At 45.2% G+C, this 22311-nt stretch carries 13 protein-coding genes; 4 read left to right on the top strand and 9 right to left on the bottom strand.

Annotated features, from left to right (window positions below; translation table 11 throughout):
* Nucleotides 1–21: 21 nt before the first annotated feature.
* Nucleotides 22–636 (bottom strand): class I SAM-dependent methyltransferase, encoded by a 615-nt coding sequence (locus IAQ59_RS10340; protein WP_209330730.1) that lies wholly within the window; start codon nt 634–636, stop codon nt 22–24.
* A gap of 294 nt (nt 637–930) precedes the next feature.
* On the opposite strand from IAQ59_RS10340, the gene IAQ59_RS10335 reads away from it, so the two are divergent.
* Together IAQ59_RS10335 and IAQ59_RS10330 are read left to right on the top strand one after the other, a co-directional pair.
* The gene (locus IAQ59_RS10335; protein WP_209330729.1) at nt 931–2190 is read left to right on the top strand and encodes a competence/damage-inducible protein A; all 1260 of its coding nucleotides are present in this window, start codon (nt 931–933) and stop codon (nt 2188–2190) included.
* Nucleotides 2191–2271: 81 nt separating this feature from the next.
* Nucleotides 2272–3573, top strand: coding sequence for a dihydrolipoamide acetyltransferase family protein (locus IAQ59_RS10330; protein WP_209330728.1), 1302 nt, complete (start codon nt 2272–2274; stop codon nt 3571–3573).
* Nucleotides 3574–3621: 48 nt separating this feature from the next.
* Here IAQ59_RS10330 and IAQ59_RS10325 read toward each other — a convergent pair whose 3' ends face one another.
* The 4 genes from IAQ59_RS10325 to IAQ59_RS10310 all read right to left on the bottom strand — a co-directional run bounded on the left by IAQ59_RS10325 (nt 3622) and on the right by IAQ59_RS10310 (nt 8178).
* Complete coding sequence (locus IAQ59_RS10325) at nt 3622–6495, bottom strand: PAS domain-containing hybrid sensor histidine kinase/response regulator (RefSeq protein ID WP_209330727.1); 2874 nt, start codon at nt 6493–6495, stop codon at nt 3622–3624.
* On the bottom strand, nt 6492–7430 hold the full coding sequence (locus IAQ59_RS10320) for a cache domain-containing protein (protein WP_209330726.1): 939 nt from the start codon (nt 7428–7430) through the stop codon (nt 6492–6494). The genes IAQ59_RS10325 and IAQ59_RS10320 overlap by 4 nt, the downstream gene beginning before the upstream one ends.
* A 95-nt stretch (nt 7431–7525) precedes the next feature.
* Complete coding sequence (locus IAQ59_RS10315) at nt 7526–7765, bottom strand: hypothetical protein (RefSeq protein ID WP_209330725.1); 240 nt, start codon at nt 7763–7765, stop codon at nt 7526–7528.
* A complete protein-coding gene (locus tag IAQ59_RS10310) occupies nt 7765–8178 on the bottom strand; it encodes an OsmC family protein (protein WP_209330724.1) in 414 nt (137 codons plus the stop codon). The genes IAQ59_RS10315 and IAQ59_RS10310 overlap by 1 nt, the downstream gene beginning before the upstream one ends.
* A gap of 508 nt (nt 8179–8686) precedes the next feature.
* On the opposite strand from IAQ59_RS10310, the gene IAQ59_RS10305 reads away from it, so the two are divergent.
* Nucleotides 8687–9766 carry a site-2 protease family protein gene (locus IAQ59_RS10305; RefSeq protein WP_209330723.1) on the top strand — a complete coding sequence of 360 codons (1080 nt, stop codon included), beginning with the start codon at nt 8687–8689 and terminating at the stop codon, nt 9764–9766.
* The gene (locus tag IAQ59_RS10300; RefSeq protein ID WP_209330722.1) at nt 9763–12426 is read left to right on the top strand and encodes a cation-translocating P-type ATPase; all 2664 of its coding nucleotides are present in this window, start codon (nt 9763–9765) and stop codon (nt 12424–12426) included. The genes IAQ59_RS10305 and IAQ59_RS10300 overlap by 4 nt, the downstream gene beginning before the upstream one ends.
* Before the next feature lie 19 nt (nt 12427–12445).
* On the opposite strand, the gene IAQ59_RS10295 is transcribed toward IAQ59_RS10300, so the two are convergent.
* The 4 genes from IAQ59_RS10295 to IAQ59_RS10280 form a co-directional block, all read right to left on the bottom strand.
* Nucleotides 12446–14302 (bottom strand): ATP-binding protein, encoded by a 1857-nt coding sequence (locus IAQ59_RS10295; protein WP_209330721.1) that lies wholly within the window; start codon nt 14300–14302, stop codon nt 12446–12448.
* Between the two features lie 335 nt (nt 14303–14637).
* Nucleotides 14638–16380, bottom strand: coding sequence for an efflux RND transporter periplasmic adaptor subunit (locus IAQ59_RS10290; protein ID WP_209330720.1), 1743 nt, complete (start codon nt 16378–16380; stop codon nt 14638–14640).
* Nucleotides 16381–16516: 136 nt separating this feature from the next.
* Nucleotides 16517–18148: a four helix bundle protein gene (locus IAQ59_RS10285; protein WP_209330719.1), complete on the bottom strand. Its 1632-nt coding sequence runs from the start codon at nt 18146–18148 to the stop codon at nt 16517–16519.
* 133 nt (nt 18149–18281) lie between these two features.
* Complete coding sequence (locus IAQ59_RS10280; RefSeq protein ID WP_209330718.1) at nt 18282–22154, bottom strand: efflux RND transporter permease subunit; 3873 nt, start codon at nt 22152–22154, stop codon at nt 18282–18284.
* Between the last annotated feature and the right edge of the window lie 157 nt (nt 22155–22311).

Below are 22311 nucleotides of genomic sequence, written 5' to 3'. Positions count from 1 at the left end.
ATACGCCTAAAAACCGGGATTCTAAGACTTCTTTCTTGCAAGCATCCGAATCACCAAACCCTTTCCTTGATGAAATAGCCCTTCGTGAAGAAAAACTTCGTCTTCAGAAAGCAATTCGAATTCATAGTCAGGGAAATAATGCTGCAGCTCCTCCTTTGAAAATAACATAGCGGCATCTCTTGGGCCTCCGATGGCCGGATTTTCTCGAAGGTATTCCAGATTACCCTTACTAAAAGCCTCAAATACAATGTATCCTCCCGGCTTTAGTAAGCTATTGAACGCCCGATGATACGCTTCTTTCACTTCAGCGGGAAAATGTGCGTAAATTAAGCCGATGACATCAAAGTATCCCGACTCGAAAGGCATATCTTCCAAGATCCCTACTTTATAATCAAATCGAACACCGCGATTTTCAGCCAGCATATCCGCTTTACGCTTGCCCTCTTCACTTTGATCAAATGCGCTCACCTCCCAGCCATGCATGGCTGCGTAGACCCCATTGCGTCCCTCCCCTTCGGCAGGTAGCAAGAGTTTGCCAGGCGATAACTTTCCTAGCGTATTCTTAAAAAATGCGTTCGGCTCCGTGCCGTACGCATAGGCCTCTTGGGCATAGCGTTCATTCCAAAACTGCTTCATTTCTTCCCTTTTTTTTTCAAAGTTGATATTACCCAAAAAACACCGATTTGCCTAAAAAAGTCCACCGATAGACCATTTGAGGAGATTATCTTCCGTAAAGAGTGCTTTATATGCGATTGGATACAAGGACTCCAGTCACTTTTCTGAGATATGAAGAAAAGGAACCTCATACCTGATCCGGTTGATTACCAATGGATTTGAATTCAGGATTCCCCTGTTTGGCATAAAACTACGGAATTTGGAAAATTGACTAGCTGAATTTAGTTAAATTAGCCCGCCAAACGGTGTAACTGTATGAAAAAAGAGGTGCGAGCAGAGATCATTGCCATCGGAGACGAACTCCTCTATGGTCAAATTCAAGATACAAACAGTCATTGGATCAGCCAAGAACTCACCCAAATAGGTGTGCGGGTGGTCAGGCGTACCACGGTGGGTGACAGCCGAGAAGCAATCCTGAATGCGTTTGCTTCGGCAGAAAAAAATGCGGATGTTATCCTGATGACCGGCGGATTGGGGCCGACACAGGACGACCTCACCAAGCCGTTGCTTGCTTCCTATTTTGGTTGTGACATTGAGCTTGTTCCCGAAGCGCTGGAAGCGGTAAGAGGCTTCTTTGAACGACGTGGTCGTGAACTGACTGAAACAAACAAACTACAAGCACACCTGCCCACCAAATGTACCTATGTACCAAACGAAGTGGGTACAGCCCCCGGCATGTGGTTTCAAGAAAGGGGCTGTGTTTGGATGTCTATGCCTGGCGTGCCACACGAAATGAAAAAACTGATGACCGATTTCGTCTTGCCAAAACTTCGGGAGATATACGATCTTCCGGTGATTTACCACCAGTTGATCCGTACAGTGGGTATTGGCGAAAGTTGGCTGTCTGATCTCATCAGGAACTGGGAAAACGCCCTTCCTGAAAACGTCAGACTTGCCTACCTGCCTTCCTTGGGAGAAGTCAAATTGCGGCTTACGGCCTTTGCCGATGACCTGAAAACAGCATCGGATGCCGTAGAGAAGGAACTGCGTGTCCTCCTACCCAGGATCGAAAAATACATTTATGCTTATGGAAACACCCCCTTGCACGAAGCGGTAGGTTTACTTCTAAAAGAAAGAAACCAACAAGTTGCATTTGCTGAAAGTTGCACTGGAGGCTATATTGCCCACTTGATCACCTCCATTGCAGGGTCAAGCGACTATTTTAACGGCGGCATAATTCCCTATCACAACACATTTAAGCACGTGCTCCTTGGGGTGTCTGAGCAAACACTCTCCGAGCATGGTGCCGTAAGTGAAGAGACTGTCATTGAAATGGCTAAGGGCGTACGGGAAAAATTTGATGCAGATTATGGCGTGGCAAGTAGTGGCATTGCAGGGCCATCGGGAGGCACAGCCAATAAACCTGTCGGAACGGTTTGGATAGCTTGCAGCCACTCGGAAGGCGTTGAAACCAAGCTATTGCAGCTTACACAGGACCGGACAGTGAATATCCACCTCACCGCAATTTCAGCATTGAACCTTCTTCGGACGACGATATTGAGAGAAACATCCTGAAAATTTTGATTTTAAAAATAAATTAGGAGAAATTTAAAATTTAATTTTAAAAGCTATCCAAATACCCAAAAACAATTTATCATGGCACTAATTGAAATGATAATGCCCAAAATGGGTGAGAGCATCTTTGAAGGCACTATCCTTACTTGGCTAAAAAAGGAAGGGGAAAGTATTGAAGAAGATGAATCTATATTAGAGGTAGCCACGGATAAGGTAGATACTGAAGTGCCGACAACGACGTCGGGCATCTTAAAGAAAATCCTGATTTCAGAGGGGCAAGTAGCCAAAGTTGGGCAGGCTATTGCCTTGATAGAGGTCGATGACAATCTACAAACAGCGACACTTTCGGACTCAGAGGAAGAAAGTGATTTGGCCAATGACCTTCTTAACCTTGCTCCTGAGCACACAAACACGCTGGTTGGCGGAATTTTAAGTACGAATTATGCTGGAGAATCCATTCAGGAAGGGACACGGTTTTATTCGCCGTTAGTGCGGTCTATCGCTAAGGCGGAGCAAATCAGTCCCGAACAATTGGCTATGATCGAAGGAACGGGTAAGGATGGAAGGGTAACCAAATCCGATATGTTTGCTTTCCTTAAAAAACGCGAACTTCATACGGGCCATTCCATCGAAGGTACCGGATTTAAAACTCCGGGAGCCATCGTATCCGGGAGCGACGAGATCATCGAGATGGACCGAATGAGAAAGATGATATCCGAGCGCATGTTGGAATCACAGCGCATTTCCGCTACCGTGACTTCCTTTGTAGAAGCTGACCTTACCAATCTGGTAATATGGCGAAACCGGATCAAAGACGAGTACCAAGAGCGGGAGGGAGAAAAAATCACGTTTACCCCGGTTTTTGTGCAAGCGATCGCACAGGCGTTGAAAGACTTCCCCATGATCAATATTTCGGTAGACCGAGACCGGATCATTAAGAAAAAGGATATCAATATAGGTGTAGCGGTAGCGCTCCCAAATGGCAACCTCATCGTACCCGTAATCAAAAATGCAGACACTTACAACCTGATCGGGCTTTCGAAAAAAGTCAATGAGCTGGCCCTCCGAGGACGCAAAAACCAACTGAATCCGGAAGACTTGACCGGGGGGACCTACACGTTATCAAATATCGGCCCTTTTGGCAATATCATGGGGACCCCCATAATCATGCAGCCACAAGTAGCTATTTTGGCCGTTGGAACCATCGTGAAAAAACCTGCTGTTGTTGAAACACCTACGGGTGACGTCATCGCCATCAGGCATAAAATGTATATGTCGCATTCATATGACCATCGAGTGGTGGACGGTGCCCTAGGAGGCATGTTTGTGAAGCGAGTGGCCGATTACCTGGAGGCTTTTGATTTGGACACGAAGCTATGGTAACCTTGGGTAATCGGTGCGATACCGGGTTGCCTTTATCGGTTACCCGTGTTACTTCTTTACGTTGACTTTCGCTGAACAGGTGCGCACCTCCTTCAAAATATCCGATATCTTAACAGGCTTTGTAAGGTAGCTACTCATTCCCGCTCCTAGCGCTTGGTCGATATCGCTTTGAAAAACGTTTGCAGATAATCCTACGATATGTGGATGTGATCCATATACTTGACCTCGTATTACTTTGGTAGCCTCCAGCCCATTCATACCAGGCATCTGAATATCCATAAATATCAAATCGAAGCGCTCTTCTTCAAATTGCTGTACCGCATTTAATCCATTGGGAGCTGACCGGATGCTGTATCCCATCTGATTCATTAGCATCTTCATAAATTGGAGATTTATTTCATTGTCCTCCACAATCATGATTTTCAACGGGTACTCTTCGGCGATCATGGTCAAATTGGGGATTTCCTGATCAGCAAGCTCAAGATCCACCGTAATGGAAGCACGCTCTTCAATCTTCGCCATCACATTAAACGTAAAAACTGATCCTACGCCAATTTCACTCTCAACCTGCAGTCCCCCTCCCATCAACTCGATCAATCTATTGGCTATTGCCAAGCCCAATCCGGTACCTTTAAACTCATTCGACTGATATTCCTCCACTTGGGTAAATGGCAAGGTTAAAAAAGGAATTTTATCCTTCGGAATACCCACCCCACTATCCTTGATGCGTACGTTGATAATCAATGTTTCGGAAAAAAGCTGCTCTCCCCACAGGTAAATACCGATATCGCCACCCTTAAAGGAGTATTTGACAGCATTTCCAATGATATTCAGCAAGACTTGATTAAGCTTCTCCCGGTCCAGCTCGATTATCTCGGGAATAGAGTCTGCAACCTCTAGATTAATATGAATCCCCTTTGTAGTCGCTAGGCCTGTAAACATATTTACCACTTTGGCTAGCTCCTTTCTGATGTCAAAACTCACCTGATTCAACTCCAACTTCCCCGCTTCAATTTTAGAATAATCCAGAATGTCATTGACAATTGCAAGCAACGCCTCTCCCGAGTCTGAGATGATTGAAACCAGCTTTTCCTGATCCTTGGACATTTCCGTCTGCTTTAAAAGTGTAATAATACCCAGCAAACCATTCATGGGAGTACGAATTTCATGACTCATGTTTGCCAAAAACCTAGATTTCTCTTGATTTGCCCGCTCAGCCGCTTCCTTAGCTTCCTGAAGCCCCCTTTCCCATAACTTCTGACCGGTAATGTCTCTAGCTACCGACATGACCCTATTCTCATCTAACTTGAAAAATCTAACCTCAAAGTATACCTTTCCGTTATTCAGGAGTAAATCCATTTCACGGGTTTGAATCTTTCCCGTCCGAACAGCCTTATCAAACGCTGCCATTAGCATCTCACCCGTCTCACCCTTGATCACATCGCTTATCTTGAGCCCCATTGACTCAGCCGGGGGCATGAGCAAATTGCTTTCATCCTGCACGTAATAATCTAAAAAGACGCCTTGGTTATTGTATATAAATATGATGTCAGGGAGACTTTTCAATACAGACCGAAGCCTGTTTTCACTCCTTACCAATTCTTGATCTGCCCGGTACTTCTCGTTGATGTCTGTACAGATTCCCACTCCACCATTGAACTGTCCTGACTCATCGTAAAAGAGTCGCTCAAAAATCCGTACCCTGATGGTTGCTCCATCCTTCTTTCGAATATCTGTTTCATAGACAAAATACTCATTGCCTAGCGCGATATCTTTCTGAACTGTATCCAAAAATGGCTGAAAGCCATGCTCAAAGATCTCGTTGTACCGGCCTACACTCAAATCACTTGCCGTATAGCCGGTTACATTTTCTACGTTTTCGCTTAACTTATAAAACTTCCAATCTTTGTCATGATAGTAGACAAAGCCCTTTGTCTGCTGCAAAAGCATGGTCTGCTGCCTAAAGAGTTGTTCCAGATCATCGGTTTTCCTTTTCAGCAGTGCACTATTTCTGACATTCAGGTCAAAATACTTGTACGTAAATAGGAGCACAACCAGAAGCAAACCAAAGAGTAAGGCAAAAATCACGAAATAGCTTCCGTATATGTTTGCTGTTATGAACCGCTTCTCCTGGGCAAACACGAATGCGACACTTTCGCCAATTTCATGTAACGTGAATGGATACTGAACGATTAAGGAAGGCTCTGGTCTTTCTTGATTGATCAATAGGTTCCCCTCGTACTTTCCCCGCAAGCCCCCTAGAAATTCCCTATTTAGCATTTCAAACGAGCTGCTATCCAGTATCCGCAGGTCATCATTTTTCGCCTCATCAAGCCCTAGAAGCGTTCCATGCATTAAGACCAACTTATGCGTACCCGGACCCAAGTAATAATTCATGACTGACTCGGTAAAAAAGTTGTTCAAATTCAGCTTTAACAAAAACTTCACGTCCCCCCGTGGGGACTCGACAGCTAGACACTCCTTGCATTGACCATCCTCAGGCAAGGTATTTACGCTTCCCTTTTCAAAATAATTATTGGAATTTAGTTTGTAAAACAACACCTTATTTCCATGCTGTACATAGATGGTATCTATCAGGCTGAAGTAATTATTGAGTAGCCTTCTTGCCTTTGCATCGTCAAGGATCTCCAATAAATCCACATCAAGGCGGATCAAATTTTCCGGAGAGTTGGCAAATGAAACCAGTTCCTCGTATAGATTGCCGAATTTTCGTTGAGATTCGTTTGCCGCCAACTCTACTTGCTTGCCTAGAAACTGATGACGGGTTTCCAGAAGGTTTTCTGAAAGTGCGCTATAAAAGGTAAAGGCCAATACAATAATCAGTAAAACAGCTGTAATCCCAAAGCCAAAAAGCCACAGAAACAACCCTGACTTCGTATTATCCCCCTTTTCACCCATCATCTTGTCCCTTTTACACTCAATATATACCAACGCAGCAGGTTCATTGGGATACAATAAGCCTCCAATTGATCACCATCAAAGTCAAACCTATAAACCGTTTCTTTCTCAAGTAGAAACTTGGATGCCATTTGGCGTACTTCCTTACGCTTACTTTTAAAAAGGTTAAAATCTTCCTTTCTAAAATTATCCGCCTGTATGGTTTGAATGTAGGTATGGTTTCTTAAGGGTGGCATGCTAAGGGATTCGATGGCTTCTCTACCGCCTGCGACTATCGTGCCCTGACTGTCTATTACAAGCAAGTTTCCATGGCTGTTTTCTGAAAAATACGGCATTAAATCTACCAATGTGATGTCAACGCCCAACACCCCTTTTAACTCATCCTGATAATACACCGGATGGATTAGCGAAAGAATCCAACCTCTACCAGCTGGATCAATGTAGATTTCATCTATCCAAACGTGTCCCCTACCTGGATTTCTAACCTCATTACCCAAATAAAAAAAATTAAAGGCCATCACATCTATTTCAGGTTCAATCGTATTCATTAGGTCATAAGCGGGATATACCCGGGAGGTCTGACTTTTGGTATTGTAGTAAACCTGGGTCACCATTGGATATTTCTTCTTCAAAACCGAAAATTCCAAATCCAACGGTTCTGTCACATACACCTCTTCCACGGAGCTGCTGAGATCATCACTTAGATACGACACAAACACGGTGCTTTCAGACGTTTCCCAATTTTGATTTCGAAACCAGTTGTTCCGATCGATGAAATACTTTGATTTGTTCGCTACCCGAATCAAGCTGTCACGCGAAAAATACAAGCGACTGGTAAATGACGCCAAATCCGCAATTTCACTCTCCAGCGGCAGTAGATCCGTTTCGATTGCACGAACCACCGACTCCAAAAAATCAAAATGAGCATGAGTTACCATTCTTTCCTCGGAGTTACATGAAGAAGAAATGAGTAAACCACAAAATAAAATAAAATAAAAATATTTCATCTACAAATAATTAAATCAAAGTGAATTTAACTAATTTCTAGTTGATTTCGAAGTGATAGATGCATTTCCTCAAACCTTTTTTTCACCCCCTCCCAAAACACACCTTCCAAAAACCCCTCCAAGCTATTTTCGTCCACAAGATCCGTCTCGGGCACTTTAAACGTTTGCTCTACCATGCCCAACTCGAACTTCAGTAGGTACTTGTTATTCCAAGAAAAAACACTGATGCGTATTTCTTCCTTGGTAAATTCCTTCACCACTCTCATCAGACCCGGATTAATTCACACGAATGGGAAATCTCCGACTTGAGCGAAGAGGCTACCGAGCAGTATTTCTCTACCGCTAACTTGACCACCTTTTCAAACTCCTCCAAAGTAGCATCGGGTGAAGTGAGGATAAATTTAAGATGAATGGCTTTGTAGTAGGCTGGAATCCCTTCATCGCGATCACCTTCCGCTTCGATTTTCAGGTCAGTTACTTCTTTGCGGCGCTTTTTGAGCATCAGCACCGCATCGATAGCTGAGCATCCCGCTAACGCTGACAGCAATAGCTCCATTGGGGCCTGATACTGCTTTTCTGCAGGGTCACGCATATCGATTTTCACCTTGTTGCCGGTGACATTTACCGACTCGTATTCGTAGTCGGAAAGCATCCTTAAAGTAATATTCCTTTTAGACATAGTAAATTTATTAACGCATTTACATTAGATGTACAACGAGACTTTAAGCCCGTCGATTAAATTCCCTTATAACCGAAAATCAACCGAATTCGTTTGTGTCGCTTCCATACCAGACAGAAAACCAACGATTTACTACGGCGAGACTCAAGTGAAAACCTACGACTGGCATAAACCTGCTCAACATCATCGTTGCAGGGTTGCTACCACGCTAGGCTTTTGAATAACAAACATTCGGGATTCCACTATTCGCGAGCTTTAGTAGGTGAACCTAAACCTAGCGAAATATCAGAAAACAGACTTTAGATCGGAAATTGGCCCTCAATAGCCAAGCAAAAGCGGATGAAACCGCAACTTCGTGACTAGTTCGTTGCACCAAACTCAAAGATAATGCTTTCAGCTCCAAAATGGATGATAATTTACAGACTTTCCCGCCAAATGCTTAAAATTATGGCGAAAATCACTCAAAATAGGCTATCTTAACCGAACGAAGTCATAAGCCATTTATCCAATGAAGTTTTCACTCTACCTAGGAAAATACAAAGGAATCAAAGTTTTCATTCACTGGACATTCTCCATTCTCCTCCTTTGGATCATTATCGCAAATGCCCGGTCTGGTATGGCAATTGATGACATCATATGGTCAGTCGTTTTTATACTTGCTATCTTCTTTTGTGTTTTATTGCACGAATTTGGCCATGCACTCACGGCCCAAAAATACAATATTCAAACAAAAGACATTATTCTTTTGCCTATCGGCGGGCTAGCCAGACTGGAAAAAATCCCAGAAGCCCCCCGGCAAGAACTGTATGTGGCACTTGCCGGCCCGCTCGTCAATTTTTTGATTTTCTTCGTCCTCTCGATAGCAGTGTATATAAACGGTACTGAAATCATTCGCTTAGAAGACGTCCACCTGAATGGAAGCACCATTTTGCTCTATTTAGCATCCGCAAATCTACTTTTGGCTGTCTTTAATATGCTTCCTGCATTCCCTATGGATGGGGGCAGAGTATTAAGGGCTTTGCTTTCAATCCGGATGGACCGTGTACGTGCCACCCAGATCGCCGGCAGTATCGGTCAAATGCTTGCGATCGGCTTGGTGTTCTTTGGACTGTTTTACAATCCGGTGATGGTGTTTATTGGGATATTCATATTTCTGGGTGCCCAGGCGGAGGTTACTCACACTACCCAAAGCTCGTTTCTGAAAGGATTTCATGTCTCGGATGTGGTAATGGGGAATTTTCCGATTGTGGCATTTGACGCTCCACTTAAAAAAGCAATCGAAAAACTGCTGGATGGGCAATCTACTGACTTTGTCGTGGTAAAGGATGACATGGCCATAGGCACATTGAGCCGGGAAGACATTATCAAAGGGTTACAAGGCCATGGTGATGAAACCCCCATTGCCAACGTGGCGAATGCGTCTCCATTGAAATTGGACTTGCACCTTCCCCTTGAGGATGCCCTCAAAAGAATGGCTGCTGAAAACACCAAAGTGGCCCTTGTCTTTGAGCAAAATCATTTTATGGGAATTCTGGATCAGGAGAATATCTCGGAATTTATCATGGTAAAAAATGCGTCGCTTCGATGATCAATTTACCCAAATCCCCCCATCATACTGAAATTCAGGAAATAAGAAAACAACTCGAGACCTCGGAATCTGGACTGGCCCAACAAGAAGTAGCGAGAAGACTGGAAGTATTTGGCCTAAACGAGATCCCAGATACCGGAAAACGTTCTCTTTGGGTCATTTTGCTGAAGCAGTTTAACAACCTCATGGTGTATATCCTGCTGGCAGCAGCGTTGATCTCTTACTTGACCGACCATCTCATCGATGTATACGTGATTTTTGGAATCGTTATTATCAACGCTGCGATTGGATTCATCCAAGAATACAAAGCAGAGAGCGCCGTTGCCTCGCTAAAAAGTTTGTTGGTCCCAAAATGCAAAGTGATACGAGAGGGAAAGCTAAAAACCATCGACTCCAAGAACCTCGTACCAGGTGACGTAATCGCTTTAGAGGAAGGAGACTTGGTTCCCGCTGATGCCAGAATATTTAACCAAAAGAATGCGAGAGCTACCGAGGCTTCACTCACAGGAGAAGCGGTGCCTGTAGAAAAAACATCGGAATTGCTTCCCTTGGAATCCGTATTGGCGGATAGATCCAACATGCTTTGGAAAAGTACCTACCTCGCAAGTGGATCAGCAAAGGCCTGGGTAGTTGGAACAGGCATACACACCCAAATTGGCGAAATTGCGTCCACCCTTGCTGCTATTAAGCCGCAGAAAACGAATTTCCAACGAAAGACCGACAAACTTGCCCGGCAAATGGCGCTTATCGCCACCGTAAGCGCTACGCTACTATTTACGGTTGCTTTTTTCGGGCGCGGTGGAGAATTATCGGAAGTGCTTCTTATCTCGATCGCAGCATTGGTATCTGCAATTCCTGAGGGACTTCCAGCTGTATTGTCTATCGTCTTGGCAATCGGATCTCACCGTATGTCCAAGAAAAACGCCATAATCCGGGAATTTACCGCTACCGAGGCCCTTGGATCTGTGTCAACGATTGTGACAGACAAAACCGGGACGCTCACCCAAAATACTATGACCATCAAAAAAGTATGGGTCGTTGGTCACGAGGATGTAGCAGTAAGTGGCGAGGGATGGGAATCAAAGGGCAGACTCGATTATGGCCCGAATTCCGAAAAGGCATTTGACTCATTTTTGGAGATTGCCGCCCATTGCCACCAATCGTCTGTTCACCGAAAAAAGAACGGGGCTTACCAAGTGACCGGTGATCCCACAGAAGCGGCATTTCTCGTGTTAGCAAATAAAGCCGGAAAGGCCCGAAAACTTGCTATCAAAGAAGATGTGGCATTCAGTTCGGCGCTAAAGTATCGGTCTACCACCGTGGAGAAATCAGGCGAATGGATCAAGTTTTTCATCGGTGCGCCCGAAGCCCTTTTGGAGCGGAGCACCTATTACCTAGATAAAGAAGGCAAATCACAGGAGTTAGACGCGGCCACACTGGCGGAGGTGATCAAAACAAAACTCACCTCTTGGTCAAAAGAAAGCTATCGGGTACTCGCTTTGGCATACAAAAAGACAGGTCTGGATCCGGAAAATGATCGGGGATTGGTCTTTGTGGGGTTTGCCGGAATGATCGATCCTCCCCGGCCTGGAGTAAAAGAGGCGGTAGAATCGTGCCGACAAGCAGGAATTCGGGTCATCATGGCCACCGGAGACCACCAAGATACGGCACTGGCTATTGCAAAAAAGGTAGGCATCGTCACCGCAGGTCGGGAAAAAGTGTATACAGATACCGAACTAGAGCAGATGGATAGGGCAACATTTGCAAAGGCGGTTTTGGAGGCCGATGTTTTTTCGAGGTTAACGCCGTTGACGAAACTGAAAATTGCAGAAACCCTGCAAGAACAGGGGGAATTGGTGGCGATGACCGGGGATGGTGTCAACGACGCTCCTGCGTTAAAACAGGCGAATATCGGAGTAGCTATGGGCATTATGGGAACCGACGTAGCACGGGACGCATCCACGATGGTACTGGCAGACGATAATTTTGCTACAATCGTTCAAGCGATAGAACAGGGACGTATTGTATTTAATAATGCGAGGCGATCCAGTTTCTTTTTGGTAACCACAAATTTTGCCGAAATATTTACGTTGATCGTCACGGTATCGATGGGATACCCCATACCCCTTACTGCTACACAGATCTTATGGATCAACCTGGTAACGGACGGGTTTTGTGACAAAGCCTTGGCAGCAGAAAAAGGACAGGGAAACGAGCTGCGGGCAAAACCAATTCATCCTACTGAAAACATCCTAACTAGGCAGTTGCTTCCCTTCCTCATTATGAACGCCACCTACATGACCCTGCTGTCAGTATTCGCTTTCCATTACTACCTCCCTGAGGGCCTTGACAAAGCCCGTACAGTGACTTTTATTGTGTTGGCTTTTTGCCAGCTTTTTAACGTGTTCAATATGAGAAACCTGAAAGGTTCCAGTTTCCAAGTTGGACTGTTCAGCAATAAATGGGTAAACTATGCACTGATTATTTCGGTGATCATCCAACTTTTAATCATCGAAATCCCCCCCTTGGCCCAACTGTTTTCCTTCCAGCCCATATCGGCAGGTGAGTTCTTGTTTTGGGTGGGCATGTCATCATTCGTGTTGTGGATATCAGAAATCTACAAACGTTTCGGGATGCGACATTTAGGCATCAGCTACTAACTACGCGCTACCTGCTCGTTCAGGCATCACGCTCCACCTTTAAAAATGTGATCACGAACTCAGCCCCCGATCCAGAATCCCTTAGAAGTTGAATAGCGCCCTGATTATTTACCACAAACTGCTTTACGAGCATCAAACCCAGTCCGGAACCCGTTTCATTGGCAGTCCCAATATTTGAGGTGATCCTCGCATTTTCGGAGGCGTTAAAAATTGACAGCTTAGCATCATCCATTCCATTTCCGCTGTCTCGCAGGTGAATCTGTACATTGGTGCCGTCCTGCGTGTAAAAGATGTCGATCTGTCCCCCAAATGGTGTAAACTTGATGGCATTATGCAGTAGATTTTGAATGATCACCTGAAAATGTCCTTTGTCTACCCAAATCGGCGGTGGGACGGGCTGTTTATGTCGAACGTCTATACATTTTGATTTTGCCTGAAACTCATACGTGCTTATCAACGCTTCAATTTCCTGACCCGGGTAAACTACTTGAAATTTCGGATGAATATTGTCAATCTGTTCATTTACCCATTTTAGGATGTTATCCAGCATAGTACCCGTCTTCACCACTTGGGAATAAAGTAGGTCCAATGCTTCGTCCTTTTGGTTATCCTCAAAGTACCCCTCGCGGTACATTTCCAATATTTGCAGGATGGAGTGCAGTGGAGACCGAAGATCGTGGGCCACAATGGAGAGTAACTTATCCTTCGTCTGATTAATTTCCTTGAGGGATTGGTTTTGATGCTGAATCTCCTGCTTTTGAAACTCGATCGATCGGCTCTTTTCTTCCAGGTCGCGGCTATACTTTTTCGTGAGGCGCAGATTTCTACGGAGAGAGAATAACAACCCTATCAATAGCATTAACCCCGCAGTCGAAAAAAGCAATCCATAATTCCTGCGGCTAGCCGTTTGTTTGGCCAACTCATTTTCCACCTGCAGGTTTTGATTGTCAGCCTTTGTCAGCTTTAGATGCAGCTGGGCCAGCTGCCGATCTTTTGTCTCATTATACAGACTGTCGCTATACATCTTATTTAATCGAACAAACTTCACAGCCTTCTCATACTTTCCCGACTGCTCAAAAACACGAGACAAAATTTCGGTTACCCGTGCCAAGTCCCAATAAGCACCTACCTGATCTGCAAATTCAAACCCTTTTAAGCCGGCCTCTTCCGCCGCTGCCGAATGTCCCAAGTGATAATAAACCTCTGCTAGGCCGGTATAGGCATAGGCTTTTTCCCATTTATTCACCGTATCTAGTTGTCCCAATACCTCCAAGTAATAGGATTTGGCCATTGCATGATCTTCCATGAGGTAGGATATTCTACCCAACCGGTTTTTGGTCATAACGGTGTATACCTGTTCTCCTCTATTTGCCAGCAAGGCCATGCTTTGAAGCAGATATGCCTTGCCTTCCTCATATCGTTCTAATTCTTCCAACACAATGCTCAGGTTGATGAGGTTTTTCGAAATCGAAATAGTGTCATTTAGCTTCCTGTTCTCCTGCAAACAGTGCTCCCAAATAGCTAAAGCCTGCCCGTACGATTTCTCGGAAAGATAAATTAAGCCTACGCCATTCAACGAAAACGCCAACCCCCTACTATCGTCATGCCGTTCAAAAATTTCCTTTGCAAAAAGAAAGTGCGCGAATGATTTATCGTAGTCACCGGATATGTAATAAACAACGGCAAGTCTATTTAGCGTAGTGGCATACAAAACCGAATCTCCGGCATTGGCCGCAAGTTGATTTGCGGCTTTGGCAAAAAACAAAGCGGAATCCACGTTATCGTATTGGATCGCCTCTGCCTTGGCCAAATAATCATTTACAGGTATGTCTTTCTGAGCAAAGACACTTGGCCCTACCAATAGGTAGGCAACCAAAAAATATTGGATTCTCACTTGACTTCTCCCCCTCTCCTATTTTACAGGGATTCTACCCCTTAAAATAATACTATACAGGCATCAAATTTATTTCATTTTTTTGATTTTATTAACTTTCCTCGAAAAATAAATTTCCGCGTTGGCCATTACTCCCAAACAACTCATTTTGTTGGGTTTGCATCCAACCCTACAAGGTGAGCTAATCGCTTCAAACCGGTGCTTTCAGGAAAGTGCAGCCCCATGCCGTCCGTTCCAAAATGGAAAGATTTAAACCTACTCTCTGACGTCATTTTGCTTTTTCACATTCGTTGTTGTTGCTTGAAAAGCGCTCGAATCTACTGATTGAAACTAGAAACTGCCGGAGTGGACGCGGAGTTTTCCGGGAAGTATACCTCCTTCACCTCCCCGCACACCAACATCTTGTCCCCATAGTACGGGTTTCGGACGTCCATTTCAGCGCTTAACCAATAAGCGCCCTGATCCCTGAAGGCCATGGGGCAGTATTGCAGGTACAAACTATTATCCACTAACCCGAAGTATTCCACTGCTTCAATCAACTTATTGGATAATACCTCAAAATGCTTCCTTTGATCCTCCACATCCACAACACGCCTAATTTGTTCCAAGCTGTGCTGCATGGGCTTCCATAATGCCACCCATTTATCTTGAGATTTAATTTCAAGTAGCTCCTTATCCATTTTGTCCAAGCTGGACATTGCTGGAACGACAGCGGCTTGGGTTGACTGCGGATCAGTTTCCACCAAGGCTTCCTTTATAAGTAAATACGCTTCTACAAAAGCTGACAGCTGCCTTCTGAAAGCATCCGGCGTATCAGTCTTGGCTTCCGGTCGTGTCATCATACTGTAATTGCCCCTTAGCTGCGCCGCTGCATCGATGGCAAACAACCCATGGCTGACTACCCGTTCTCCTTCTTCAAGGCCAGATAAAATCAAGTAAGCATCCCCTTGCCTAGCCCCTAACACTACCTCTCGCATTTCAAATGCAGGTGCATCCTTACTCCCGACTTGGACATACAACACGGATCTTGGACCTGTCCAAAGGATGGCAGTCTTAGGAACCATTAATTCAGAACTGCCTTTCTGGGAGGTTTCAATATTGGCAGAAACAAACATTCCCGGCTTGAGATCAAAGTTTCGATTTACCGCCTCCGCTCTAATCCCGACCGTACGGGTATCTGGGTTCAACACCGGGTCTATATAGGTGACCTTGGCCTTATAATTCCTTCCCGGATACGCTGACACCGTAAAGCTTAATTCATCCCCCTTCCTAATCGCTCCTAAGTCGGATTCATAGGCATCTAGCACGATCCAAACAACGCTCAAATCCACAATCTCCACTAATGTGGTACCCCTAGTTACAAAATCACCCACCGCGATATTTTTAGCGATCACTACCCCCGCTACATCGGCCAAGACATCAAACTGGGTTTGAACCTGCGATGAGTTTTCCAATGCCACAATCTGCTCTTCAGAGATTTTCCATAACCTTAATTTTTCCTTCGCCGCCTGATACAGCATCGGCTGACTATCCCTTCTCTTGGCAGTTTCCAATAGCTCCTTCTGGGCGTTGACCAAATCAGGAGAATATAAGGTGGCCAATTTTTGCCCGGCCGAGATCTCTTGCCCGGTAAAATTGACAAAGAGCTGATCAACCCGACCGGAATAATTGGCTGCAAGCGTTTTAATCCGTTGTTCGTTGAATTGGATCTTTCCGGTCAAGCTGAGCTTTCCTGGCCCTGATCCGTACCTAACCTCTGTTGTCTGTACGTTGGAAAGCGCCACCGCCTCTGGCGTCATCTCCACCACAAAGGGGCTAGAAACCCCTGTCCGTTCATCTCCGACCGGAGTGAGAGCCATGCCACAAAGCGGACACTTGCCCGGTTCGCCTTGACGTATTTGGGGATGCATGGAACAGGTGTATGTCACATTGCTTTCTCCAATGGGTAAATGTTCGTGTTCATGGGAAGCTCCCCCTCCCCCACGAATCAAATACCCTGCTACAGCACCCAAAAGCAGGGTGCCGAATAAGATAATCAGCATAGATTTCTTGTCGTTCATTTTTTTAATTGAAAGTTTGGTTCATTTCACGTTATGTAGAAATCCTGTTGGATAATAGGCGCTAATGGCTAGTAAATGACAAATAGGGAATCGTCGAATAAACACGATTACCATTCAGGTGAACTGCCCAAACCACCTATACGCCAATTAGGGTCTCAATTTTAGCTAGTTGCATTGCTCTCTCGATTCTTGCATTTAACAAGTTTAGCCTAAAACCCAATAGCTCCTGATGGATGTTCAAAATTTCTTCGAACGAGCTACCATCAGTGGCATAAGAGGTCACAGAGAGGTCTAGGGTCTGCGATGTCAATTCGGTTTGGGCTTCCAACAATCGAATTTTACGGTCTATACTTTTAATTGAAGCTAGGATTGTCTCAAACTCCACTTCTAAACTCCTCCGCATATCTTCCTTTTGCAGTTCGTTGGCTTGCCAATAGCCTTTGGCTTCCGCTTCCATTGACTTGTATTTTCTTCGGTAAATGGGCAAAGTCACTGTAGCCATAGGCATGAGCATATTATCGCCCATCCCTGCGGGCATATAGTCCATCCCATTCATCCCTCCTATCATTCCGGACTCCAACCTAGGCGAAAGCATCATGTAATTCAATCCCAATCCCACCATTGGCTTTCCTTCCAACCTGGCCATTTCACGTTCCTTTTGAAAGGCCAAACCCTCCTTTTCCAGCATCGACAGCATGGGATTTGTTTCCAAAATCTGTTCCAGCACTTCCATTTCCCTGTCCAATGCTATTTGCACTTCCCTCCGGCTTTTTACAGCTATTTCTTCGTTTATTGGTCTTCCAAGTAGCTGATTAAAGCGAACAGTCAGCGGACGCTTATCAATCTCCAGTTGCTCCAATTCACTTTCCAATGCTGTGATTTGAACCTGCAAACGAAGTACATCGGTCAATTTACCAGCACCGGTTCCAGGATTCATTTCGGACATCGAAGCCCCCGGCACAGGGGATTTGCCCATTGAAGGAGCGTTCATGCCCATTCCATCCTCTTGGCCTCTACTTGGTACCTGGCTGATCTTGGTAGTTACAGAGGAAACCGCCTGCGAAATATCCCCTCCCTGATAACGGATGATGGCCAACTGCTCCAAAGACTTCAAAATTTCAAGGTTAGCAGCCGTAATGTCGAGGGTGTGCTGGAGTAGTTGCAATTTGTAGTAGGTCTCCTTTACCTGATACAAAAGCATATTACGCTCCTGCCTAAATTCCTCGTATCTGGCTTCCGCCATGAGTGCCGCTCGATCCTTCTGAGTCCTCAGCATACCAAACCAAGGAAACATCTGCATTACCGAGGCCTCCGCTCGCTGATCCCCCATCAACAGCCCCATGGGTCTGGTGAAGACACCAATATTCAATTGGGGACTTTCCAAACTTACTTGATTTACTTTTTCAAGACTGGCTTGATATTGTTTAAACCTTGCTTGTAAGGCCAGGTTATTCTCTGCGGCTATTTCCAAGTAATCTTCCAACGCTTGGGAATTGACTTGAACTATGGTGGAAACACATAGAAATATTATTAGAAATAGATATTTTTGGATAAAAAATCTAACCCTATCCAAATAGTGGTAACGGCCATAAGACTCTGCTATATTTGCCCCAATAGAATCAGTAGCTTCTATCAATTGGTCACCAGTTATCTTTCGGGTCTGCCAATCCATTTTCTTATAAATAGCCCACCCCATCCTTGAGAGGTCTTTTGATAATTTATAAATCTCCAAATCCTCCAATTTTACATATCCCTTTTTCCATTCCATAATATCATAAAATTTAATAAAATACTATTAATCAATTCGATAACTATAAACATTCAACACCGATCAATATCCAATCGATGTCTCGCATTTCCAAAATCAAATAATCGATCGACCTCCAACATAATATCCTGTATCAATTAATACCCCTAATCTTAAACTCCTGATACTTCCCATAAAGCACCGGCAGAATAAACAGGGAGATAAGTGCCACTGTCATCCCTCCAAAAGCAGGAATGGCCATCGGTATCATGATATCAGAACCACGCCCTGAACTGGTCAGTACAGGCAGCAATGCAAGTAGCGTTGTCGCTGTAGTCATTAGACACGGCCTCACCCTCTTCATACCAGCAATCAGGACCGCCTCATGTACCTCCTTTACACTCATAGGCTGATTTTTTTCAAAACTTTGTTTGAGGTAGGTCCCCATCACGACGCCATCGTCCGTGGCAATTCCAAAAAGCGCTATAAACCCTACCCAAACGGCCACGGAAAGATTAAAAGTCCGCATTTGAAAGAGCTGCCGTAAATTGGTATCCAGGAAGTTGAAATCAAAAAACCAATCCTGCCCATATAACCATAGCATCATAAAACCCCCTGAAAACGCCATCACAACGGCAGTGAAGATCATCAAAACCAACGCAGTAGATCTAAACTGAAAATACAGAATCAAAAATATCGCAGCTAGGCAAAGAGGAATTACGATGATAAGCCGTTTTTCCGCACGGACTTGATTTTCATAACTGCCCGAGAAAGTGTAAGACACGCCCGCAGGCACGCTCAATTCTCCTTCGTCGATTTTCTTTTGGATAAACTTCCTCGCATCCTCTACTACAGAACCCTCCGCAAAACCTGCCTTTTTATCGAATAGCACATATCCTACCAAAAAGGTGTTTTCCCCTTTGATCATCATGGGGCCTGGGCGGTACCCTATATCCGCCAACTGGCCCAAGGGAATTTGTACTCCTGTAGGTGTACTGACCAATATATGTTTTAAAGCTTCTGGATCATCCCTATACTCTCGGGCATACCTTGCGCGAATCGCATACCGCTCCCGGCCTTCTACTGTGGTGCTGAGCGTCATCCCACCGACGGCGACCTCGATCACCTCTTGCACATCTGCAATATTTAACCCATACCTGCCCAATTGCCCCCTATCCAACGCAATTTCCAAATAGGGCTTCCCCAGAGTGCGCTCTGCAAAAACCGCCTCCGCTTTGATTGTGGGCACTTCTTTGAGATACGATTCGAGCCGCAGACAAAAGGTTTCGATCGTCTCCAGATCGGGTCCAAACACCTTTATACCCATCGGGGCACGCATCCCCGTTTGCAGCATCACCAATCGCGTTTCAATAGGCTGTAGTTTCGGTGCGGAAGTCACTCCCGGTAGCGACGAAGTTCTCGTTTGAATCTCATTCCATATATCATCCGGCGTGCGAATTTCATCGCGCCACTGCCGAAAATACAGACCTCTCCTTTCATCCGGAACCAAGTGGCTGGAAATACTTCGGATTACAATTCTTTGTTGTGCTTCATCCATGGACTCGCCCGCATCATCGGTAATGGTTCCTTCCTTTCGGTTATACCACCACTTCTTTCCACTTACCATAACTTGATAATTCCCCTCGCTATCTGCCTTAAAACGAAGCTTTCGGGCATCCTCATCCTGAAGGTATTCGGTCTTATAGTTGATGATATTTTCATACATAGACATTGGGGCCGGATCAAGAGGACTCTCTGCACGTCCTGCTTTACCGACTACCCCCTCCACCTCCGGAATGGCCTGAACCAACATATCCAGTTGCTTCACAATCTGCCTATTCGCCTCCACGCCCGAATGGGGCATGCTGGTGGGCATTAAAAGAAAGGAACCCTCGTTCAACGCCGGCATAAACTCCTTTCCCATTCCCGGAAAAGCGTGGGAAAAGCCTGACCAAGCGGGATTGGCACGAATATTCCACCCTATCCGATCAAACCCCTTGACCACAAAGCCAAACACATTGTCAAAACCCAGCCAAATGTTGATCCCAAAAAAGATGATCGCAGTAGGAAGAAGGAGAAAGGTAGTCGTATGCTCCAAACACCACCTCAACATACGGGAATAGCCTCGAATGAAGAGTGAAAAAAGTCCCAAGACCAACCCAATTATCAAGCTTATGAATAAAAAATTTACCCCCACCGATTGGGTCAAACCTAATGGCCTCCATGCTTCGGCCAGTAAAATGGAGACAGCTACTACCGCGATAAGCATGGTTACTTGACCTTTATACCTACCCCCTAACGTCCATTTGGGAAAAAAATGATGAACTAGGTAGCTTGTAGAAAAGGCCAACAATACGCCCCCGGCCCAAGGAAAATAAAACAGCAACCCCAACCCCAGTAACGCCATAACCGCATTTAGAATCACCGGGTGAGTTTTCGACTTGATGTTAGCCCCAAAAAGCCAATGGGCAAAGGCCGGCATAAATACCAACGTGAAAATCAGCGCTGCGATCAGGGCAAATGTTTTGGTATAGGCCAATGGCCCAAAAAGTTTACCCTCTGCTGCCTGAAGCGTAAATACCGGCAAGAAACTTACCATGGTGGTCATTACGGCCGTCAGAATGGCGGAACTCACCTCAGCTGTTGCCTCGTAGATTACCTGACGTTTTGGCTTATCCTTTCCGGCCTCTTCGAAATGCCGGAGTATGTTCTCATTTAAGATTATCCCCAAATCAACCATCGTCCCTATCGCAATCGCAATTCCTGACAAGGCAACAATATTGGCATCCACTCCCACATACTTCATCATTACAAAACACATCAACACCGCCATCGGCAAAAGTGCAGAAATCAACACGGAAGCCCGCAAATTGTAAACCATCACCATGATCACGACGATGGTGATTAGGATCTGAAGGCTAATCGCTTCATAGAGGGTGTTCAGCGTTTCCTTGATTAAACCAGAACGGTCATAAAAGGGAACGATAGTCACTTTGGAAACAGTCCCATCTGCTAGGGTTTTGGTTGGAAGACCGGGAGAGATCTCGGCGATTTTAGCCTTTATTGCTTCGATGACTTGCAGTGGATTATCCCCATAGCGGGCTACGACGACGCCCCCTACGGCTTCAGCACCTGCTTTGTCCAGAATCGCTCTTTCTGCTCGATTAGCCGGCCCTATGTTGACCATAGCGATATCCCTTATTCGTAAAGGCACATTATTATTTACCGTTACTACAGCCATTTCGATGTCCTCTATGGACTTGACATATCCCAAACCACGCACTATGTATTCTACCTGATTGATTTCAAGTGTATTGGCACCGATATCCAAGTTGGATTGTTTAATCGCAGTCATGACCTGCATCATGGATACATTGTGCGCTTTCATGGCTACCGGATCCAAATCTACCTGATACTCCTTTATATGCCCGCCAATACTGGCTACCTCTGACACCCCTTCTGTTCCAGCCAATCCATAGCGTACATAATAATCCTGTATACTTCGAAGTTCGTGTAGGTCCCAGCCTCCTGCAGGCCGTCCCTTCTCATCCCTTCCTTCAAGCGTATAAAAATAGACCTGCCCCAGCCCCGTAGCGTCGGGGCCAAGCTTCGGCTGAACACCATCGGGAAGTAAATCTGATGGAAGGGAATTAAGCTTCTCCAATATTCTGGACCGGCCCCAATAAAACTCCACGTCCTCCTCAAAGATGATGTATAGGGAAGAAAACCCAAACATCGACGTGCTTCGGATAGATTTTACACCGGGTAGCCCCAGCAAAGAGGCGGTTAATGGATAAGTAATCTGATCCTCCACATCCTGAGGCGAACGCCCCATCCAGTCCGTAAAAACAATTTGTTGGTTTTCGCCGATATCCGGGATGGCATCCACCGGAACCGGATCATTGGGCAGGAATCCAACGTTCCAATTAAATGGCGCCGTAACGATTCCCCAAGTTACCACGAAGACAAACAAAATTACGGTCACCAGTTTATTCTCCAGAAAGAATTTAATAAATCTATTGAGCATAGTATTTCAGACAAACCATCTCGGGATGGCGTAGCTTCTTAATACGAAAGAGTATGGTATGAATTACGGGTGGCATTAATCGGCAGCAAGACTACCCCGATTAAATGGGAACATGAAAGGCGGTGTGTGATTTGAGAAATTGGCTTCAACTAATCCT

The sequence above is a fragment of the Lunatimonas salinarum genome (assembly GCF_017811155.1).
GTDB classification, from domain to species: Bacteria; Bacteroidota; Bacteroidia; order Cytophagales; family Cyclobacteriaceae; genus Lunatimonas; species Lunatimonas salinarum.
Note: the sequence above shows the minus strand (reverse complement) of the source record. Positions and strands in the feature narration are given on the sequence as shown.

Coding starts and splice junctions, on each gene's coding strand:
- IAQ59_RS10325 (WP_209330727.1), bottom strand. CDS start 6,495: ATGATGGGTGAAAAGGGGGATAATACGAAGTCAGGGTTGTTTCTGTGG.
- IAQ59_RS10290 (WP_209330720.1), bottom strand. CDS start 16,380: ATGAACGACAAGAAATCTATGCTGATTATCTTATTCGGCACCCTGCTT.
- IAQ59_RS10330 (WP_209330728.1), top strand. CDS start 2,272: ATGGCACTAATTGAAATGATAATGCCCAAAATGGGTGAGAGCATCTTT.
- IAQ59_RS10340 (WP_209330730.1), bottom strand. CDS start 636: ATGAAGCAGTTTTGGAATGAACGCTATGCCCAAGAGGCCTATGCGTAC.
- IAQ59_RS10280 (WP_209330718.1), bottom strand. CDS start 22,154: ATGCTCAATAGATTTATTAAATTCTTTCTGGAGAATAAACTGGTGACC.
- IAQ59_RS10285 (WP_209330719.1), bottom strand. CDS start 18,148: ATGGAATGGAAAAAGGGATATGTAAAATTGGAGGATTTGGAGATTTAT.
- IAQ59_RS10335 (WP_209330729.1), top strand. CDS start 931: ATGAAAAAAGAGGTGCGAGCAGAGATCATTGCCATCGGAGACGAACTC.
- IAQ59_RS10305 (WP_209330723.1), top strand. CDS start 8,687: ATGAAGTTTTCACTCTACCTAGGAAAATACAAAGGAATCAAAGTTTTC.
- IAQ59_RS10315 (WP_209330725.1), bottom strand. CDS start 7,765: ATGAGAGTGGTGAAGGAATTTACCAAGGAAGAAATACGCATCAGTGTT.
- IAQ59_RS10320 (WP_209330726.1), bottom strand. CDS start 7,430: ATGGTAACTCATGCTCATTTTGATTTTTTGGAGTCGGTGGTTCGTGCA.
- IAQ59_RS10310 (WP_209330724.1), bottom strand. CDS start 8,178: ATGTCTAAAAGGAATATTACTTTAAGGATGCTTTCCGACTACGAATAC.
- IAQ59_RS10300 (WP_209330722.1), top strand. CDS start 9,763: ATGATCAATTTACCCAAATCCCCCCATCATACTGAAATTCAGGAAATA.